The organism is Nitrospirota bacterium (assembly GCA_016219645.1).
GTDB lineage: Bacteria > Nitrospirota > Nitrospiria > Nitrospirales > Nitrospiraceae > Palsa-1315.
The window spans coordinates 14,809-29,980 of record JACRLR010000010.1 but is presented as its reverse complement, the minus strand read 5'-3'; the positions used below and the strand labels follow the sequence as shown (position 1 = coordinate 29,980).

The window sequence follows — 15,172 nt, the reverse complement described above, 5'->3', positions numbered from 1 at the left end:
CAACCGCACTTCTCCTTCCCCACCACTCAACCTCAACCTCAGCCTTTCTTCAGGCCGCCTCCACCCTCCACCCTCAGACCTCCAACGCTATTACCCTTCAAGGGTGGCCTGGTCGATCCTCGATTGCGCGCGTCGAACGAGCACATTCTGATCGTGCGCGTTCCGCGAGCAGGAGGACGACCAGGCTGCCCTCTTCCTGCTAGTTCGTTGAGAAGACATAGGTACTCACCTCGACCATCTCTTCCGTTGCACCTCTCGGCCAAATGACTTGAACCTTCACTTCCCGCACCATCTGCAACGGCGTGGGGGAGACAATGCGCTTCCATCGATAATTCGCAGGGCGGTTGGTGATCGCGGCTGTCGGTAGCGATCCCAGCGGCGTCGGCAGAAACTCGCCACGTGTTTCTCCGACAGGAAGGACCGCGCCCAGTTCCGTCTCGGCCAACTTTTCCTGCGCGAGGATCGTGGCAGTCGTGAGTTCCTTGGCTCTTGCATGGAGGTCAAGGTCAAAATTGCGAAGTCCCAACAGGATCGGCAACGCCAGCGCAAGAATGGAGAGCGCGATCAAGACTTCCATTAATGTAAAGCCGCGTTCATTGTCCATAGGAAACACCGCTCGAGGTGACACAGCATTCTATGCGTTGACGGGATTACACACCAGGCGCCGGCGTCTTGAGCAAGGCCCTCACACGGTCGGGAATGACGAGGAATTTGGGGGGCTCGATCCGTTCATCACTCATGCGGATCGCTCCTGTGACAGGCTCGATGGCAATGGCCAGAATTTCATTGCGATCATTTCTCAAATGCATCGTCGCCGTATCGATTCGTCCAGTGGGATAGAAAAAGACATCGACCCGGCCGGATTCCTTTTTTCCCTGGCTGACGAGGATATCGGAAATGCGAATCGTGTCCGGGAGTGTCAAGGGTGTGAGCCAGGCAGGGTCGCCCGGAACTTTTTCCTGGTTCCCCTCCAGAATCATCGACCAATAGATGCCGCGATCGATGTCGACATAGAGGTGGACCGTCTTCTGAGTCGACATGGCCAGGTGTTGAAGCGACCGCACATTCCCGACCATTTTCCGGCCGACTGAGCCAAGAGTCTCCTCCAGTGAAATGCGGGGCAGAACGATGCCCAGCAACCCGACGAGCAAAAAGAGCACAATGATGATTTCGATGATGGTGAAACCTGCCGAAGCTCGTAAGGGGTAAGGGGTGAGGCGTGAGGCGTGAGGCGTAAGGCGTGAAACGAAGTTCCAAGAACCTCGAACTTCGGACCCCCGGTCCTCGCGCGCCTCACCCCTCACGCCTTACGCCTCACGTTCATTAGCTAGTCTTTATCCAGATTTAAGTTCGTGATATCGGCATTGATTCCTTCGCCGCCGACTTCGCCATCGGTTCCCAGAGACATGATTTCGTACTCCCCGAGAGGCGTGCCAGCAGGGGTGCGTTTCTGACTGGGGCTCACATACTTATACGGATTCTGCCAAGGATCCTCCGGAAGTTTCGGCAGATATCCTCCGAGCTTCCACTTCTTCGGGATCACTCCGACAGAAGGTTTTTCGACGAGGGCTTTCAACCCCTGTTCAGTCGAAGGATAGACACCGTTATCCAGCTTGTAGAGCTGCAAGGCCCCTTCGATATTCCGGATTTGAACTTTAGCCGCTGTCCGCTTGGCATCGTCTGTTCGCCCCATGATGCGAGGGATGACCAGGGCGGCAAGGATCGCGAGAATGGCCACCACGACCATAATCTCGATGAACGTAAATCCACGAACATTGCGTAAGTAGTGAGTGGTGAGTGGTGAGTGGTGGGAATTCAGAAACCTGCGCTCCTTATCCAAAAGCAACTGCGCATTCTCAACCAGCTCTCTATCGCTCATCGAACACCTCCAGTTAGCATAGGGTTAAGGTTGAGGCTAAGGTTAAGCGAGGAAGAATGTTTGAGGTTGGAAGTTAGAGGTTGGAGGCGTTCCGGAAAATGCAGACCTCAAACCATTCGCCTCAAACCTCACCACTCCGACATTCTTCCTTCTTCCCGCCTCCAACCTCAAGGCTTCGTCTCTCCCCCGTAACCTCAGCCTCAACCTCTCTTTTTGCCTCCAACCTCTAACCTCCAACACTCTTCCCCCTCCACCGCTCATTAGGAGGGGAGGGGCGGAGGCCAAGGTTGCCCTTTACTGCGCGCGTCGAACGAGCACATTCCTATCGTGCGCGTTCCGCGAGCAAGAAGGGCACCTGGTCTCCGCCACTCCCATCACCCAACCATCTGCCCCATCTCAAAGATCGGCAGCAGAATGGCCACCACGATAAAAAACACCAGGACTCCCATCACCAGAATCATGATCGGTTCCAACAGGGATGTGAACCGCGTAATGACCCGGTCCACTTCTCCATCGAAAATGTTTCCGATCCGGCGCAACATCTCCTCCATCTCACCGCTCTTCTCACCGACCGCAATCATGTGGGTCACCAGGGCGGGGAATTCTCCACTGCGCTTCAACGGTTCGGCAATCGTTTCTCCTTCGCGAATATTCTGTCTGGCTCCCTCCACCGCTTGTTCCAGCACTCGATTGTTCATCACGCGTTTTGCGACATCCATCGCATCCAACAACTGCACACCGCTCGCCAACATGGTGGCGAGCGTGCTCGCGAGGCGCGAGATCGCGACCATCCGGCTGACCTCGCCGATGAGCGGAACCTTCAACAGCCATCGGTCGGCTGTGAGCTGGCCGGCCTCCGTCTTCATGGCCCGCCGCACCGCCCATACGATCAGCCCCACCCCCGCGAGGATCACCGCCCAATAGTCTGCAAGAAAATGGCTGACGCTCATCAGCACGACGGTAGGCCAGGGAAGGGCCTGCTTCAAACTTATAAAAACCGCGGTGATTTTCGGGACGACAAAGGTCATCAGAAAAAACAGCACCGAGACCCCGACGATCATCATCAGCGCGGGATAGAGCACGGCGTTGGTTACTTTGTGTTTGAGGGCCAACTGCTTTTCCAGAAACTCCGCGAGGCGGAATAAGATCTGATCCAACGCCCCGCTGGCTTCGCCGGCCCGGACCATATGCACATAGATCTGGGAGAACTCGCGCGGATAGGTCTCCAGCACGGAACTATAGGACGCACCGCCACGGATTTTTTCACGGATATCAGCCATCAGACTCTTTACGGACTTCTTCTCGGTTTGATCCACCATGACCCCGATCGCATCGACCAGCGGCAGACCTGCGACCAGCAAGGTTGCCAACTGTCTGGTCATCATCGCCACGTCGTTCGTACTCAGGGCAGGGGAGCGGCCGATCCCGGCAGAGGGTCTGCCGGAAATTCTCGCTGTCGAACCGGCCGCGGCAGAGCCCTGCTCCACCATGTCGGTGGGAAACACGCCGACCTTCCGCAATTTGACGCGCGCAATCTTCGGACTTTCGGCATCGATGATGCCGGTCGCCGCCCCGCCGTCGTTCCGATACCCTTTATAGTGGTAGACAGGCATATGTTTAGCAGACGGTACTGAGAAGGTTGAGGTTGAGGTTAAGGTTGAGCAAAGATTTTGAGGAAATTCATCTCTTCATCTCAAGCTTAACCTCAACCTTAACCTTAACCTTTCCTCCTAGATTTCCACTTCCTGCTGCGTAATCCGCATCAACTCCTCGGTGGTTGTCACTCCGTGAAAGACCTTCTCCGCCCCTTCGTCTTTCAATGTCACCATCCCCTTCGCCATCGCCGCTTGACGGATCGACGTCGCGTCCGCCTTACTGCCGATCAGGCGGCGAATCTCATCGTCTAACACGAGAAGTTCAAAAATACCGGTTCGTCCTCGATAGCCGGTTTGCGAACAGGCCGGGCACCCGACTCCCCGATAGAAGGTGGGGCGCACCCTGGGCGGAACAATACCCAGCTTGACCAGTTCTTCGTCGTCCGGGTGATAGGGTTGCTTGCAGTCCGAACAGAGCTGCCGCAGCAATCGTTGTGCGAGGACTGCCACAACTGAAGAGGCGACCAGAAACGGTTCGATACCCATGTCGATCAATCTGGTGGCCGCGCTCGCCGCATCGTTGGTATGGAGTGTGGAAAAGACCAAATGTCCCGTGAGCGAAGCATGAATAGCGATTTCCGCGGTTTCACGATCGCGGATTTCGCCGATCATGATGACATCGGGATCTTGCCTGAGAATCGACCGCAGTCCTGCCGCAAACGTCAGGTTGATCTTGGGATTGACCTGCATCTGGCCCACGCCCACCAACTGATATTCCACCGGGTCTTCGACGGTAATGATGTTCTTGTCCGGCGCATTGATGTGCGTCAAGGCCGCATAGAGCGTCGTCGTCTTCCCGCTCCCGGTGGGCCCGGTGACAAGGATGATGCCATGCGATAACTGTATCAGTTGCTGGATGATCCCCAACCGTTCCTGCGAAAAACCCATCTCCGACAGATTCAGCAAACGGTTCTCTTTCTCCAACAGACGCAGGACCACCCGTTCGCCATGTGAGGTCGGCAGCACCGAGACACGCAGGTCCACGTCCTTCCCCGCCGTCCTGATTCGAAAGCGGCCATCCTGCGGCAATCGTTTCTCGGCGATATTGAGACTCGCCATAATCTTCAACCGCGCGATAATACTGGCCTGCAGGTGTTTGGGGGGAGTGAGAACCGGATAGAGCACGCCATCGATGCGATACCGAACAACCAACCCTCGTTCGAACGATTCGAAGTGAATGTCGCTTGCCCGCTGCCTCACCGCTTGGAAGAGCACCGAGTTGACCAACCGGATGATGGGGGCTTCGTCGGTAGCGTCGAGGAGGTCTTGGGGTTCATCCAACTCATGAGCAATTTGGTCCAGGCTCTCATTCGCCGCCATATCCTCCATCACCTGCTCGGCCCCGGCAGGGCTCACTGCTTCGTCGTAGACGCGATTCAGGCAGGCGAAGAGCGAGAGGCTGCTCGTGAGCACCGGTTTGATCGGAAGTCCGAGCAACAGCCGGAGGTCGTCCAGCGCGGCTGTTTCCATAGGATCGATCGTCGCGACGAGCACGCAACCGTCCTCTGTCTTGAGTGGCAGCACGTGATAGCGGCGGGCGAAATGGATCGGAACCTTCTTGACCCATTCGTGATCGACCTGGATCACATCAAGATCCGGGAGCCAGGTCAGCTCGAACTGAATGGCCAGGGCCTGGAGGAGCTGATCTTCGGTAATCGCCCTGAGCCGGATCAAGATCTCACCGAGACGTCCCCCCTTGATCTCTTGAATATTGATCGCCTCAATCAATTTGGCTTCGGTCAAGCCGAATTTGTTCTCAAGGATCGCACCGAGCAGGGGCCGACCGGAATGTTCCTCGCTCATGGTCGAATACCTAAAATCCTACAAAAATCATTCCCTTGGAAAGTCGATTCCCCGTGGAGCAAGATCCAGGCCCACAACCCTAGAAGAATACTCTCTACCCGATCCCATGACAAGGCACGAAGCCCATCCGGGAAAAGGTTAAGGTTGAGGTTAAGGTTAAGGTTCAGGGGGAGGGGAATCGGAAGGTTAAGGTTGAGCAGGGAGGCGAGAAGAGGGACTCACATTCGGTCAAGGATCGGAAAAGACCCACTTAACCTTAACCTCAACCTCAACCTTCCGGTACGCCTCACCGTATGTCGAACGTCATCGCGGTTCGCTGGTTGTTCCGCAGGATGTCAAGTTTTACGGTCTTCTCGCTTCGAAGCTGCTGGAAAAGGGAGAGCATCGTCCCCGGGTCGCGAATCTCTACTCCATTGACCTGCTGGAGGACATCTCCATACTTCAAACCGATTTTTTCATAAAAGCTGGAGGGCGCGATGTAGTCCAAGCGGAAGCCGGTTATTGCGCCATTCACCAGAAAAGGCACGGCCCTCGCCTGGGTCAACAACTTCGACATATCGCCCATCGCTTGGTCGACTTCTCTCCGATCAAGCACGGTACGCAGTGGACTCTTCGGCGGGGGAACTGCGGCTTTTTCCGGTATGGCCGGCGGAGCCGGAGGTTTTTCGATCAGGGAGGCGGCAAGCGCAAGGAACTCTTCTTGGGCGCCCTGACGAACGAGCATCCCATCCTTGCGTATTTCGCTGATCTCACCGACGTCCGGGATCTGATCATGCAACCGGAAAAATAGCTGGCGTTTACTCGGAATTTCTTCAACAATGACAGCGACCCCTCCACGATCGCCGACCACGACGCCCAGGAGCGTGAATTTCGACGCCAGATTCAGCGGCGCACGGGGTGGGGGCGCATCGACTCCATCGCTGTTCACATTGAGGGGATCGGCTGGAAGGGGAAAGATTCCGCTTGTCCGAATCTGCTCAACCATCGCAGGAACTGAGACCTTGACCTCAGCCTCGCTGTGGGGAGCAGGGGAGAGGCGTACCAGCCCACCCGGTACAGACAAGGCCTCCGCAATCACTGCGTTGATGATGTGGGCCACGAGAAACGTGCCGCAAATGATATAGGCGAGTATAACCCCTCGACGCACATCCATAATCTTCGAGCCCAACGTCGAACACTCCTCTCATCAGGCAGGGCATTCTAGTGTGTGCCGAATGTCAGGCGCAAGTGCAACTAAAGAGGGGGAGAAGGATATCAGAAGGTTGAGGCTAAGGTTAAGGTTGAGAAAGCGAGCCGGAAGGTTGAGGTCAAGGCTTATGGTAAAGTTCGGACAATTGCCTCAACATCCCTTCTCGTCTTCCTCCCCGCTCAACCTTAACCGCTCTTCCCGCCTCCCCGCTCAACCTTAGCCTCAACCTTAACCTTCCCAAAAGGAGCTAGACAACCGCGCGTAATCGAGACATACTTCAGCCACTTCCAACACAGTATCGAGAGGGGTTCTTGTGAAAAAAGCGCTGATCAGCGGCATTACAGGGCAGGATGGATCCTATCTGGCGGAGTTTCTCCTCGGGAAGGGCTATGAGGTCTACGGCATTATTCGCCGGTCGAGTTCGTTCAATACGGGACGGATCGATCCCATTTATGAAGATCCGCATGTGCCGCATCGCCGGCTCAACCTGGTATATGGCGACCTCAACGACGCGAGTTCACTGAACCGCATCATCCGGACCATCCAGCCTGATGAAATTTACAACCTGGGAGCACAGAGCCACGTGCGGGTGAGTTTCGATATTCCCGAGTATACCGGCGAGATTACCGGACTCGGAACCATCCGGCTTCTGGAAGCCATCCGGGAGTCAGGCTTGAAGCCGAAGTTTTATCAGGCATCGTCCAGCGAGATGTTCGGCAAGGTGCAAGAGATCCCGCAGCGTGAGACCACGCCATTTTATCCCCGCAGCCCCTATGGAGCAGCCAAGGTCTATTCCTACTGGATCACGGTCAATTATCGGGAAGCCTACGACCTCTTCGCCTGCAACGGCATTCTCTTCAACCATGAATCGCCCCGGCGCGGCGAAACCTTCGTGACGCGCAAGATCACGAAAGCCGCAGCCCGCATCAAGCTGGGTGTCCAACAGGATCTGTTCCTGGGAAACCTCGATGCCAAACGCGACTGGGGCTTTGCCGGTGACTACATCGAAGCCATGTGGATGATGCTGCAAGCCCCCAGGCCGGAAGATTATGTGATTGCAACTGGAGAGACGCACACAGTGCGGGAGTTCCTGGAACTGGCCTTCGGTCGGCTTCAACTGGACTGGCAGAAACATGTCAAACTCGATCCGAAGTACTATCGCCCGACAGAGGTAGACCTCCTGATCGGTGATGCGAGCAAAGCCAAACGGGATCTGGGATGGGAGCCGAAGGTACGATTCCAGGAACTCGCCTATATGATGGTGGACGCAGACCTAGCAGCAGAGCGGGAGAAGCTGGAAGGAACCCGCAAGAAAGGTTGAGGTTGAGGTTAAGGTTGAGCAGGGAGGGAGTTGGGGAAGGTTAAGGGGAAGGTTGAGCGGGGAAGGCCTTAAAGAGAGGGTAAGATTAAGGTCGAGGTTGAGTGACCTTAGGTTCCGGACACAAGGTTTGGTACTTTCTTCACTCAACCTTAACCTCAACCTTAACCTTCCGATCAGATTGAGGGGTGAGCACCGCGTGTATCAATCATTTGAAGATATGCCGGTTTGGCAAAAGGCCATGGAATTGGCTCAGGAGGTATTTTCACTGACCGAGAGTCTACCGAGGAAGGAAGATTATGGGCTGACGTCACAGATTAGACGATCCGCCCTCTCGGTTCCCGGCAATCTTGCCGAAGGATATGGTCGTCAACACACAAAAGACAAACTGAATTTCTATTACGCGTCTCGCGGCTCATTAGCTGAAACGAAAAATCATCTTATCTATGGACAGAATGTGGCATATTTTAAACAGAGTGAATGCGTTCCTGCAATGGAGTTGATCGAGGAAGTCTAGAAAGAACTAAACTCATTGATTCGTTCACTTCGCAGGACTACTCAACCTTAACCTCAGTCTTTATTATGTTGATCGCTCAACCTTCTTTATGCTGACCACTCAACCTTAACCTCAACCTTAACCTTAACCTTCTTAGTCTTATGACCTTCTGGGGTACGCAACGAGTAGTGGTGACCGGCGGAGCCGGTTTCCTGGGATCGTTCGTCGTGGAACAGCTCCGCGCGAAAGGCTGCCGGGAGATCTTTGTCCCACGCAGCAACGACTACGATCTCGTACAGATGGAGGCCGTGAAGCAACTCTATAGCGATCGCACTCCCGATATGGTCATCCATCTGGCAGCAAGAGTCGGCGGGATCGGCGCAAACCAGGCCAATCCGGGAAAGTTTTTCTATGACAATTTAATGATGGGTACCCAGCTCATCGAAGTCGGCCGCCAACGTGGCCTCAAAAAGTTCGTGGCCTTGGGGACCATCTGCGCCTATCCCAAGTTTGCTCCAATTCCATTTAAAGAGGACGAGATCTGGAACGGGTACCCGGAAGAAACCAATGCCCCCTATGGGCTCGCCAAGAAGATGATGCTGGTTCAATCACAGGCCTATCGCGAACAGTATGGGTTCAATTCCATCGTATTATTCCCGGTCAACCTCTATGGCCCTCGCGATAATTTCGACCTGAAAACCTCGCACGTCATCCCGGCCTTGATACGCAAGTGCGTGACGGCTCAAGAAGAAAAGAGCCCCACGCTTACCCTGTGGGGGGACGGGTCTCCGACAAGGGAGTTTTTATATGTGGAGGACGCGGCGGAAGGCATCCTGCTCGCTGCCGAACAGTATGAAGGAAGTCTGCCTGTCAACCTGGGAACGGGAGAGGAAGTCTCCATCCGCAATCTCGCCACCATGATTGCGGCAGAAGCCGGTTTTACCGGACAGATCTCATGGGATACGACCAAGCCCAACGGGCAGCCGCGACGCTGCCTGGATGTCAGCCGGGCGAAAGAACAGTTCGGATTTCAAGCCCGTCACACCCTGCGCGAAGGCCTCAAAAAAACCATCCAGTGGTTCCACGCCAACCGCAAGTCGCTGCGGGAAGTCCACTTTTAGAAAGGTCAAAGTTAAGATTGAGGTTGAGCGGAGAAGGAGGCTGGCGGGAAAAGCGAGGCGCGATTGGATTTAATACACTAAGTTTATGATACTAATAAATATGGCTGCATTTACAGTATGTAACTTTAATTACTAAGTATAAATATATTACTAGATTAAACCTAACTGATTGATAGTAGTTTATATTAACTAGTGGTGCTCTGGAACCTCACCCTCCTCAGGCCTTCACCCTCGAACCTCCAACGCTCTTCTTCACTTAACCTCAACCTTAACCTCAACCTCTCTTCAGGCCTTAACCTTTCTTCCAGCCTCCAACCTCTAACCTCCAACAGCTCCCCCTTCCCCACTCAACCTCAACCTTAACCTCAACCTTCCCAAATTCCGCCTCCAACCTCAGACCTCCAACATTCTCCTCCCCACTTGCCACTGACCACTTACTACTCACCAATTTTGCACAGCCCTGCCCAAGCACGCGCATTTTACCCTCTCGTGGCCCAAGGCTCGCATGCGCGAAGACTTTGAAACCTAAAGGGTTTGAGCAGCACCGTGAATGGTCCAAGATTTGCGACCGGCAGGCCAATGATTTAATGGCCGAGCGGAACTAAGAACATGAATGAAACCAACGCATTGTCCCTCACGCAAGAAACGGACTTGTCCTCAGGAGAGGGGGTCATGGTTCCTGCCCCCCTATCGGAACCGCCGCAATTGACCATCAATACCGCAGCATCGACCGAGATTCCTGATGCACATGAATCCTACGAACGAGCCACGACGCTCAAGAATGTCGGTCTGTTCAGACAGGCAGCGGAACATTTTGAGAAGGCCGCGCAGGATATCGCATTCGCGCTGAAGGGTTTGGCCCAAATGGGTCTGTGCCTCAAGAAGAGTGGCCAGCTGGAAGACGCCGTCGCAGCCTTTCGTAAAGCCCTGCACGTCCCTTCTGCCACCTCCAAAGAGCAAGTCCAGATCCTCTACCTTTTGGGAAGGACTTTAGAATCCCTCGAGCGCATGCCTGAAGCGCTAGAGGCCTACCGATGGCTCCGCCGCGAAGCCCCGGAATATCGGGATGTCGCCCAGCGAATCGAGTCCTTGAGCACCAGAAAGAGAGGTTGAGGTTCAGGTTGAGGTTGAGCAGGGAAGAGTGCAGTCCTCGAACCTCAACCCTCATACCTCCAGCCTTCTTGTCTCCCCCTTAACCTCAGCCTCAACCTCAACCTTCCCATAGGTCAAGATCCAACGGAGCGACAGAAGCGATGCGCCTAAAGTCGCTATCCACACTCCAAAGCGGAAGGCGATACAGCAGTGCAGTGGCAGCAATTAGGAGATCAGGCAGTGGAACGCTTTGGCCTGTTCGAGCAAGCTGATGACCTAAACGGGCTGCTCGTTCCCATACTTCATTCAATAGTGGCGCCTGTTCAAGTGCCCCCAGTTGCTCATTGAGGGTTGCCCACCGTTCTGGAGTTTTTACGCCAATGAGTAGCTCTGCTCGAATTGGCCAACAGATATGCACGAACCCCGCAACTAGTAATTCCTTGAGTCGATGCTTCACAGCATCATGGGCTTTGCGGTCTGCCCGGATCCACACGCTGGTATCGATAAGGCGAGGTCCGAGATCAACGGCGGGCATGTATGCGACGGCGGCGAGAGCGGAATTCGGCTTCGGTGGTTTCAAACACGCCTGTGCCTACAGCGTGCGCCAATGCCTTGCGATGTTCCAACTTCACAAGTTCTTCAAGAGCCTTGGCAATGGTCGCTCGCTTGCTTCGCGAGCGCGTCAAACGCCTGGCTTCGGCCAGAAGGGCGTGATCGAGCGCCACGGACAGTCGTTTAGTTCCACGAGCCATAGGCACCACAATATCGCCTTTGTGGTGCTCTGTCAACGCTCTCTCCTTCCCCAACTGCCTCTAACCTCCGACACTTCCCTTCCCCTTGAGCCTCAAACCTCCAACGGCTCTCGCCCCGCCGTCTGTCAAAAATCTATCTTAAGTTGTGGAAAAAGAATAAATACGATAAGTAGTTCCCCATGAGACCTCTGGTAGGTCTTTCTGGTTTGTTTGGTTCATTTGGTTTATTTTGTTCATTTGGTTCCTCTCGTTGAGAGTTCTCCCAACTAAACAAACCAAACAAACCAAATAAACGAGGCCAACAAAAGTGAAACGAATCGATCTCATCGCAGGGGCACGGCCCAATTTCATGAAGATCGCGCCGATCATCGACGCGTTGAAGGCAGCAGAGAAGCGGGGAGGGCCGCTCCGGTTTCGCCTGATCCATACCGGTCAACATTACGACCGCGCCATGTCCGGCAGTTTCTTCGAGGAACTCGGCATCCCCGATCCGGACATCAACCTGGAAGTCGGCTCCGGCTCCCATGCCGAACAGACTGCCGCCATCATGGTGAACTATGAAAAGGTACTCTTCAAAGACAAGAGCGATCTCTGCCTGGTCGTCGGGGACGTCACCTCGACCATGGCCTGTTCCATCGCCGCCCGGAAGTTGGGCGTACCGGTGGCGCATGTGGAGGGCGGCATCCGTTCAGGTGATTGGACCATGCCGGAGGAAATCAACCGGGTCGTGACCGATTCGATCACCAACTGGTTTTTCACCACCAGCGAAACAGCCAACGACACACTTCGTCGCTCGGGAGTCGCGGACGATCGCATCTTCTTCGTCGGCAATACGATGATCGACACCTTGCTCAAGCAGCTCCTGCGCCTGCGTCCGCCTGCCTGTTGGGAACAGCTGAAGCTGACGCCGCACAATTACTTTGTCGTCACACTCCATCGGCCGGCCAATGTGGACGGGGAGCAGCAATTGCTGCAACTGTTGCATGCCATCGCCCAGGGAACTGGCGGCTTGCCGGTGGTCTTTCCCGTCCATCCCCGCACCGCCAAGAACCTGCGCGAGCTCGACAGCAAGACCCCGCAACTGAACTATGTCGATCCACTCGGCTACCTGGAATTCAACTACCTCGTGAAACATGCCAAAGGGGTGATTACCGATTCCGGCGGCATCACAGAGGAGACGACGGTTCTCGGAGTACCCTGCCTCACCCTGCGAGACAACACCGAGCGGCCTGAGACCGTCACGATCGGGACGAATGAACTCATCGGCACCGATCCGCGGAAACTCCCACCCCCCCTCGCACGATTGATGGCAGGGGAGTGGAAGAAGGGCGCAATCCCCCCAATGTGGGACGGCAAAGCCGCTCCCCGAATCGTCGAACATCTCGAGCGCCTACTGGCAGGCCGTTGAATCAGGTTCCGCCCTCCTCGGCGCCGCCTGTCCCCCTATCTTGGGCCAGAAGTTCTGAGTTCTGGGTTCTGAGTTATAAGATCTGAGCTCAAACTTGAACCCTGCAACTTGGATCTATCCGCTTCATTCCCCAACATCTACTCCATCATTCATCATTCCAAATTCCTAATTCAGCATTCCAACTCAGAACCCAGCCCCCCAGCCCCTAGTCTGCTGTTGAAGCGAAAGGCCTGAACGCGTATGTTCTGGCCTTCGAAAAGGAAGGGACAGCCGCGAGGGAGGGGACTGTCGCCCTTCCAATCGGCGAGGGAGCACAGAATTGACAGGTTGTGGTAGGCGGCTGTACGGTTACCGTTACCGATACTGGGAGAGGCATGGGGCGTAATAAGAAACTGCGAACAAGGATCGCAGGTTTGCGCAGCGTGATCGCAATCCACTTGAGAAAAATCGCTCGTGAGCAGAACCGGTCGGTTCCGGACGACACACTGATTGGGCATTGGAAGACGGAAATTACAGCCTGGCAGCGAACGGTCAAGAATCTTGAACGGCGATTGATGAAAGGTAGGCATCATGAAGACTAAACGAACATCGCGCGTAGCCTTTTCTGAACCGGAGACGCTGGTAATGCCCTCCACCCCAACCCTCGAGCATCACTTTGAAGATATCCTTGAGGCCGTGGAAGAGATCCATAATCTGTCAGCCACCTTGAGAGTGATTCCGCCGGACGACACAAACCGGGATGAATACGAGGGGCGACTCTATGCCGCTCTTACACACCTGAATCACCATGTAAAGCCTGCCATCAAAGAATGGGATCGAATTGTAGATCGAATGCCGGAGGATTGATTGATCTTGGTGACACTTGGCCACTCATGCCGGATCCCATTAGTTCCTAAGCGCGGCAACAAGATCCGTACGGCTCTCAAAGAAAAACCGGGTGACGATTACAGCCAATCTTGACTCGGATAGTCTCAAGGCACTGAAGACACTATCGCGCAACGCCGGAATCCCTTACCAGCGACTTTTGAACACTCTGCTGACAACCAACATCACACAGCAGGAGTCGATCCAATCCCGTCTGAATCGACTCGAACAGGAACTCCGCAAAATCAAGCGCCACGTTGCGGCCTAGTGCGGGAGCCATTCACGCAAGGCCCATCTCTTCGTCAGATAGCCTCAACCGATAAGTTCTTCCCCAATTTGATCTTTCCGCTTCATTGCCCAACATCTACTCTATCATTCATCATCCCAAATTCCTAATTCAGCATTCCAACTCAGAACCCCCAAGCCCCTCAACCTTAACCTCACCCCTTAATCTGGCTGCAAAGCGCGCACAAAAGTCGCTGCAGACACAATCCGGACCTGCTGATAGCGCGCCGAAGGTCGAGCAGGTGGTGATCGCCGGATACAATCACGGTGCAGCCACCCTCCAATGCAATTGAGAGAAAGAGGTTGTCGGCTATGTCTTGGGTGATGACACGCACGTCATGTTGGGGAGAGACGAGGGGGATGATTTCTTCCGGCGACAGCCCACATTTCCGGTAGCCCAACACGCGGACGAATTCCTCAATCGCGGCATCGGCCGAAACGAGCGCACAGCGCCCGCTGCGCACCATCTCCAGGGCCTGTCGCGGTGTACCAGGCCAGAGATAGGCCTAAATCAGGAGTTGGTATCAAAGACCGCGCGCCGAATGGGTGCCATTGCGGACTTCATGCACGAGCGCTGCAATTTTCTGAAGCGAGAACTTTTTCAATCGTTTACGTCTCACCAGCGCGGCGGAGTAGGCGTAGACAGCGGCTCCTGGCGCATTGGCTTTCGTACGCGATGCGAGGTAGTCGACAAAATCCAAAACTTCTAGCTGTTTTGATGGAGGGAGCGTCTGCAGCTTCCGCGAGATAGTGCTTGGCACGCTTTGAGATCGACGTCCCACGGAGTCCACTCAATTCCCTATCAGACGGCCCCTATTATATATACGCAAGCTAATCAGCTACTGCTAGTAAGACGAACTAGAACTGCCACCCCCTGCATCGTCGAACGCATGGAGCACTTACTGGCCACCCCGTAGCACACTAGCGCGCAGACCCCGAACGACGGCAACCTCGCGACTCTCTGGAGAGGATCTCCCTAGGCACACTCTCCTCAACCTCAACCTATCTTCCCCACTTGCCACTCGCCACTTACTACTCACCAATTTTCAGCCTCCAACCTCACCCCTCAAACCTCCAACATTCTTCTCCCCCCTTGCCACTTACTACTTACAACTTGCCATTTCCCACTCACCACTGACTACTCACCAATTTTCAGCCCTCCACCCCCTCATTCATCATTCCACATTCCACATTCCTAATTCGTCCCCCCTCAACCTTAGCCTCAACCTATCTTCCCCACTCGCCACTTACTACTTACAACTTGCCATTTCCCACTGACTACTCACTACTCACCAATTCTGAGCCCTTCA

The 15,172-nt window shown here is 54.8% G+C and carries 18 protein-coding genes; 8 read left to right on the top strand and 10 right to left on the bottom strand.

Features of this window, described 5'->3' with window-relative positions; all coding sequences use genetic code 11:
* Nucleotides 1–199: 199 nt before the first annotated feature.
* From HZB34_02360 to HZB34_02335, 6 genes are all read right to left on the bottom strand, one after another.
* A complete protein-coding gene (locus HZB34_02360; GenBank protein ID MBI5314796.1) occupies nucleotides 200–604 on the bottom strand; it encodes a prepilin-type N-terminal cleavage/methylation domain-containing protein in 405 nt (134 codons plus the stop codon).
* A gap of 46 nt (nucleotides 605–650) precedes the next feature.
* Nucleotides 651–1,160, bottom strand: coding sequence for a hypothetical protein (locus HZB34_02355; GenBank protein ID MBI5314795.1), 510 nt, complete (start codon nucleotides 1,158–1,160; stop codon nucleotides 651–653).
* A 167-nt stretch (nucleotides 1,161–1,327) separates the two neighbouring features.
* Nucleotides 1,328–1,879, bottom strand: a complete 552-nt coding sequence (gspG, locus tag HZB34_02350; GenBank protein ID MBI5314794.1) for a type II secretion system major pseudopilin GspG — start codon at nucleotides 1,877–1,879, stop codon at nucleotides 1,328–1,330.
* Between the two features lie 374 nt (nucleotides 1,880–2,253).
* Nucleotides 2,254–3,492, bottom strand: coding sequence for a type II secretion system inner membrane protein GspF (gspF, locus tag HZB34_02345; protein ID MBI5314793.1), 1,239 nt, complete (start codon nucleotides 3,490–3,492; stop codon nucleotides 2,254–2,256).
* Nucleotides 3,493–3,609: 117 nt separating this feature from the next.
* On the bottom strand, nucleotides 3,610–5,337 hold the full coding sequence (gene gspE, locus HZB34_02340) for a type II secretion system ATPase GspE (protein MBI5314792.1): 1,728 nt from the start codon (nucleotides 5,335–5,337) through the stop codon (nucleotides 3,610–3,612).
* Nucleotides 5,338–5,623: 286 nt separating this feature from the next.
* Nucleotides 5,624–6,505 carry a hypothetical protein gene (locus tag HZB34_02335; GenBank protein MBI5314791.1) on the bottom strand — a complete coding sequence of 294 codons (882 nt, stop codon included), beginning with the start codon at nucleotides 6,503–6,505 and terminating at the stop codon, nucleotides 5,624–5,626.
* 334 nt (nucleotides 6,506–6,839) lie between these two features.
* On the opposite strand from HZB34_02335, the gene gmd reads away from it, so the two are divergent.
* The 4 genes from gmd to HZB34_02315 all read left to right on the top strand — a co-directional run bounded on the left by gmd (nucleotide 6,840) and on the right by HZB34_02315 (nucleotide 10,574).
* Nucleotides 6,840–7,847, top strand: a complete 1,008-nt coding sequence (gene gmd / locus HZB34_02330; GenBank protein MBI5314790.1) for a GDP-mannose 4,6-dehydratase — start codon at nucleotides 6,840–6,842, stop codon at nucleotides 7,845–7,847.
* Between the two features lie 196 nt (nucleotides 7,848–8,043).
* Entirely contained in the window at nucleotides 8,044–8,361 is a 318-nt protein-coding gene (locus tag HZB34_02325; GenBank protein ID MBI5314789.1) for a four helix bundle protein, read from the top strand.
* A 140-nt stretch (nucleotides 8,362–8,501) separates the two neighbouring features.
* Entirely contained in the window at nucleotides 8,502–9,461 is a 960-nt protein-coding gene (locus tag HZB34_02320; protein ID MBI5314788.1) for a GDP-L-fucose synthase, read from the top strand.
* 609 nt (nucleotides 9,462–10,070) lie between these two features.
* On the top strand, nucleotides 10,071–10,574 hold the full coding sequence (locus tag HZB34_02315; protein ID MBI5314787.1) for a tetratricopeptide repeat protein: 504 nt from the start codon (nucleotides 10,071–10,073) through the stop codon (nucleotides 10,572–10,574).
* A gap of 97 nt (nucleotides 10,575–10,671) precedes the next feature.
* Here the strand turns inward: HZB34_02315 and HZB34_02310 are convergent, their stop codons facing one another.
* Both HZB34_02310 and HZB34_02305 read right to left on the bottom strand, forming a co-directional pair.
* The gene (locus HZB34_02310; protein MBI5314786.1) at nucleotides 10,672–11,088 is read right to left on the bottom strand and encodes a PIN domain-containing protein; all 417 of its coding nucleotides are present in this window, start codon (nucleotides 11,086–11,088) and stop codon (nucleotides 10,672–10,674) included.
* A complete protein-coding gene (locus tag HZB34_02305; protein MBI5314785.1) occupies nucleotides 11,075–11,341 on the bottom strand; it encodes a type II toxin-antitoxin system VapB family antitoxin in 267 nt (88 codons plus the stop codon). The genes HZB34_02310 and HZB34_02305 overlap by 14 nt, the downstream gene beginning before the upstream one ends.
* A gap of 271 nt (nucleotides 11,342–11,612) precedes the next feature.
* Between HZB34_02305 and wecB the strand changes: the two genes are divergently transcribed.
* The 4 genes from wecB to HZB34_02285 all read left to right on the top strand — a co-directional run bounded on the left by wecB (nucleotide 11,613) and on the right by HZB34_02285 (nucleotide 13,845).
* Nucleotides 11,613–12,713 carry a UDP-N-acetylglucosamine 2-epimerase (non-hydrolyzing) gene (wecB, locus tag HZB34_02300; protein MBI5314784.1) on the top strand — a complete coding sequence of 367 codons (1,101 nt, stop codon included), beginning with the start codon at nucleotides 11,613–11,615 and terminating at the stop codon, nucleotides 12,711–12,713.
* A 374-nt stretch (nucleotides 12,714–13,087) separates the two neighbouring features.
* On the top strand, nucleotides 13,088–13,294 hold the full coding sequence (locus tag HZB34_02295) for a hypothetical protein (protein ID MBI5314783.1): 207 nt from the start codon (nucleotides 13,088–13,090) through the stop codon (nucleotides 13,292–13,294).
* Complete coding sequence (locus HZB34_02290; protein ID MBI5314782.1) at nucleotides 13,284–13,559, top strand: hypothetical protein; 276 nt, start codon at nucleotides 13,284–13,286, stop codon at nucleotides 13,557–13,559. Before HZB34_02295 ends, HZB34_02290 begins: the two co-directional genes overlap by 11 nt.
* A gap of 91 nt (nucleotides 13,560–13,650) precedes the next feature.
* Nucleotides 13,651–13,845 carry a hypothetical protein gene (locus HZB34_02285; protein ID MBI5314781.1) on the top strand — a complete coding sequence of 65 codons (195 nt, stop codon included), beginning with the start codon at nucleotides 13,651–13,653 and terminating at the stop codon, nucleotides 13,843–13,845.
* A 172-nt stretch (nucleotides 13,846–14,017) separates the two neighbouring features.
* On the opposite strand, the gene HZB34_02280 is transcribed toward HZB34_02285, so the two are convergent.
* A complete protein-coding gene (locus HZB34_02280; protein ID MBI5314780.1) occupies nucleotides 14,018–14,329 on the bottom strand; it encodes a hypothetical protein in 312 nt (103 codons plus the stop codon).
* 57 nt (nucleotides 14,330–14,386) lie between these two features.
* Nucleotides 14,387–14,644: a DUF2281 domain-containing protein gene (locus tag HZB34_02275; protein MBI5314779.1), complete on the bottom strand. Its 258-nt coding sequence runs from the start codon at nucleotides 14,642–14,644 to the stop codon at nucleotides 14,387–14,389.
* Nucleotides 14,645–15,172: the final 528 nt, after the last annotated feature.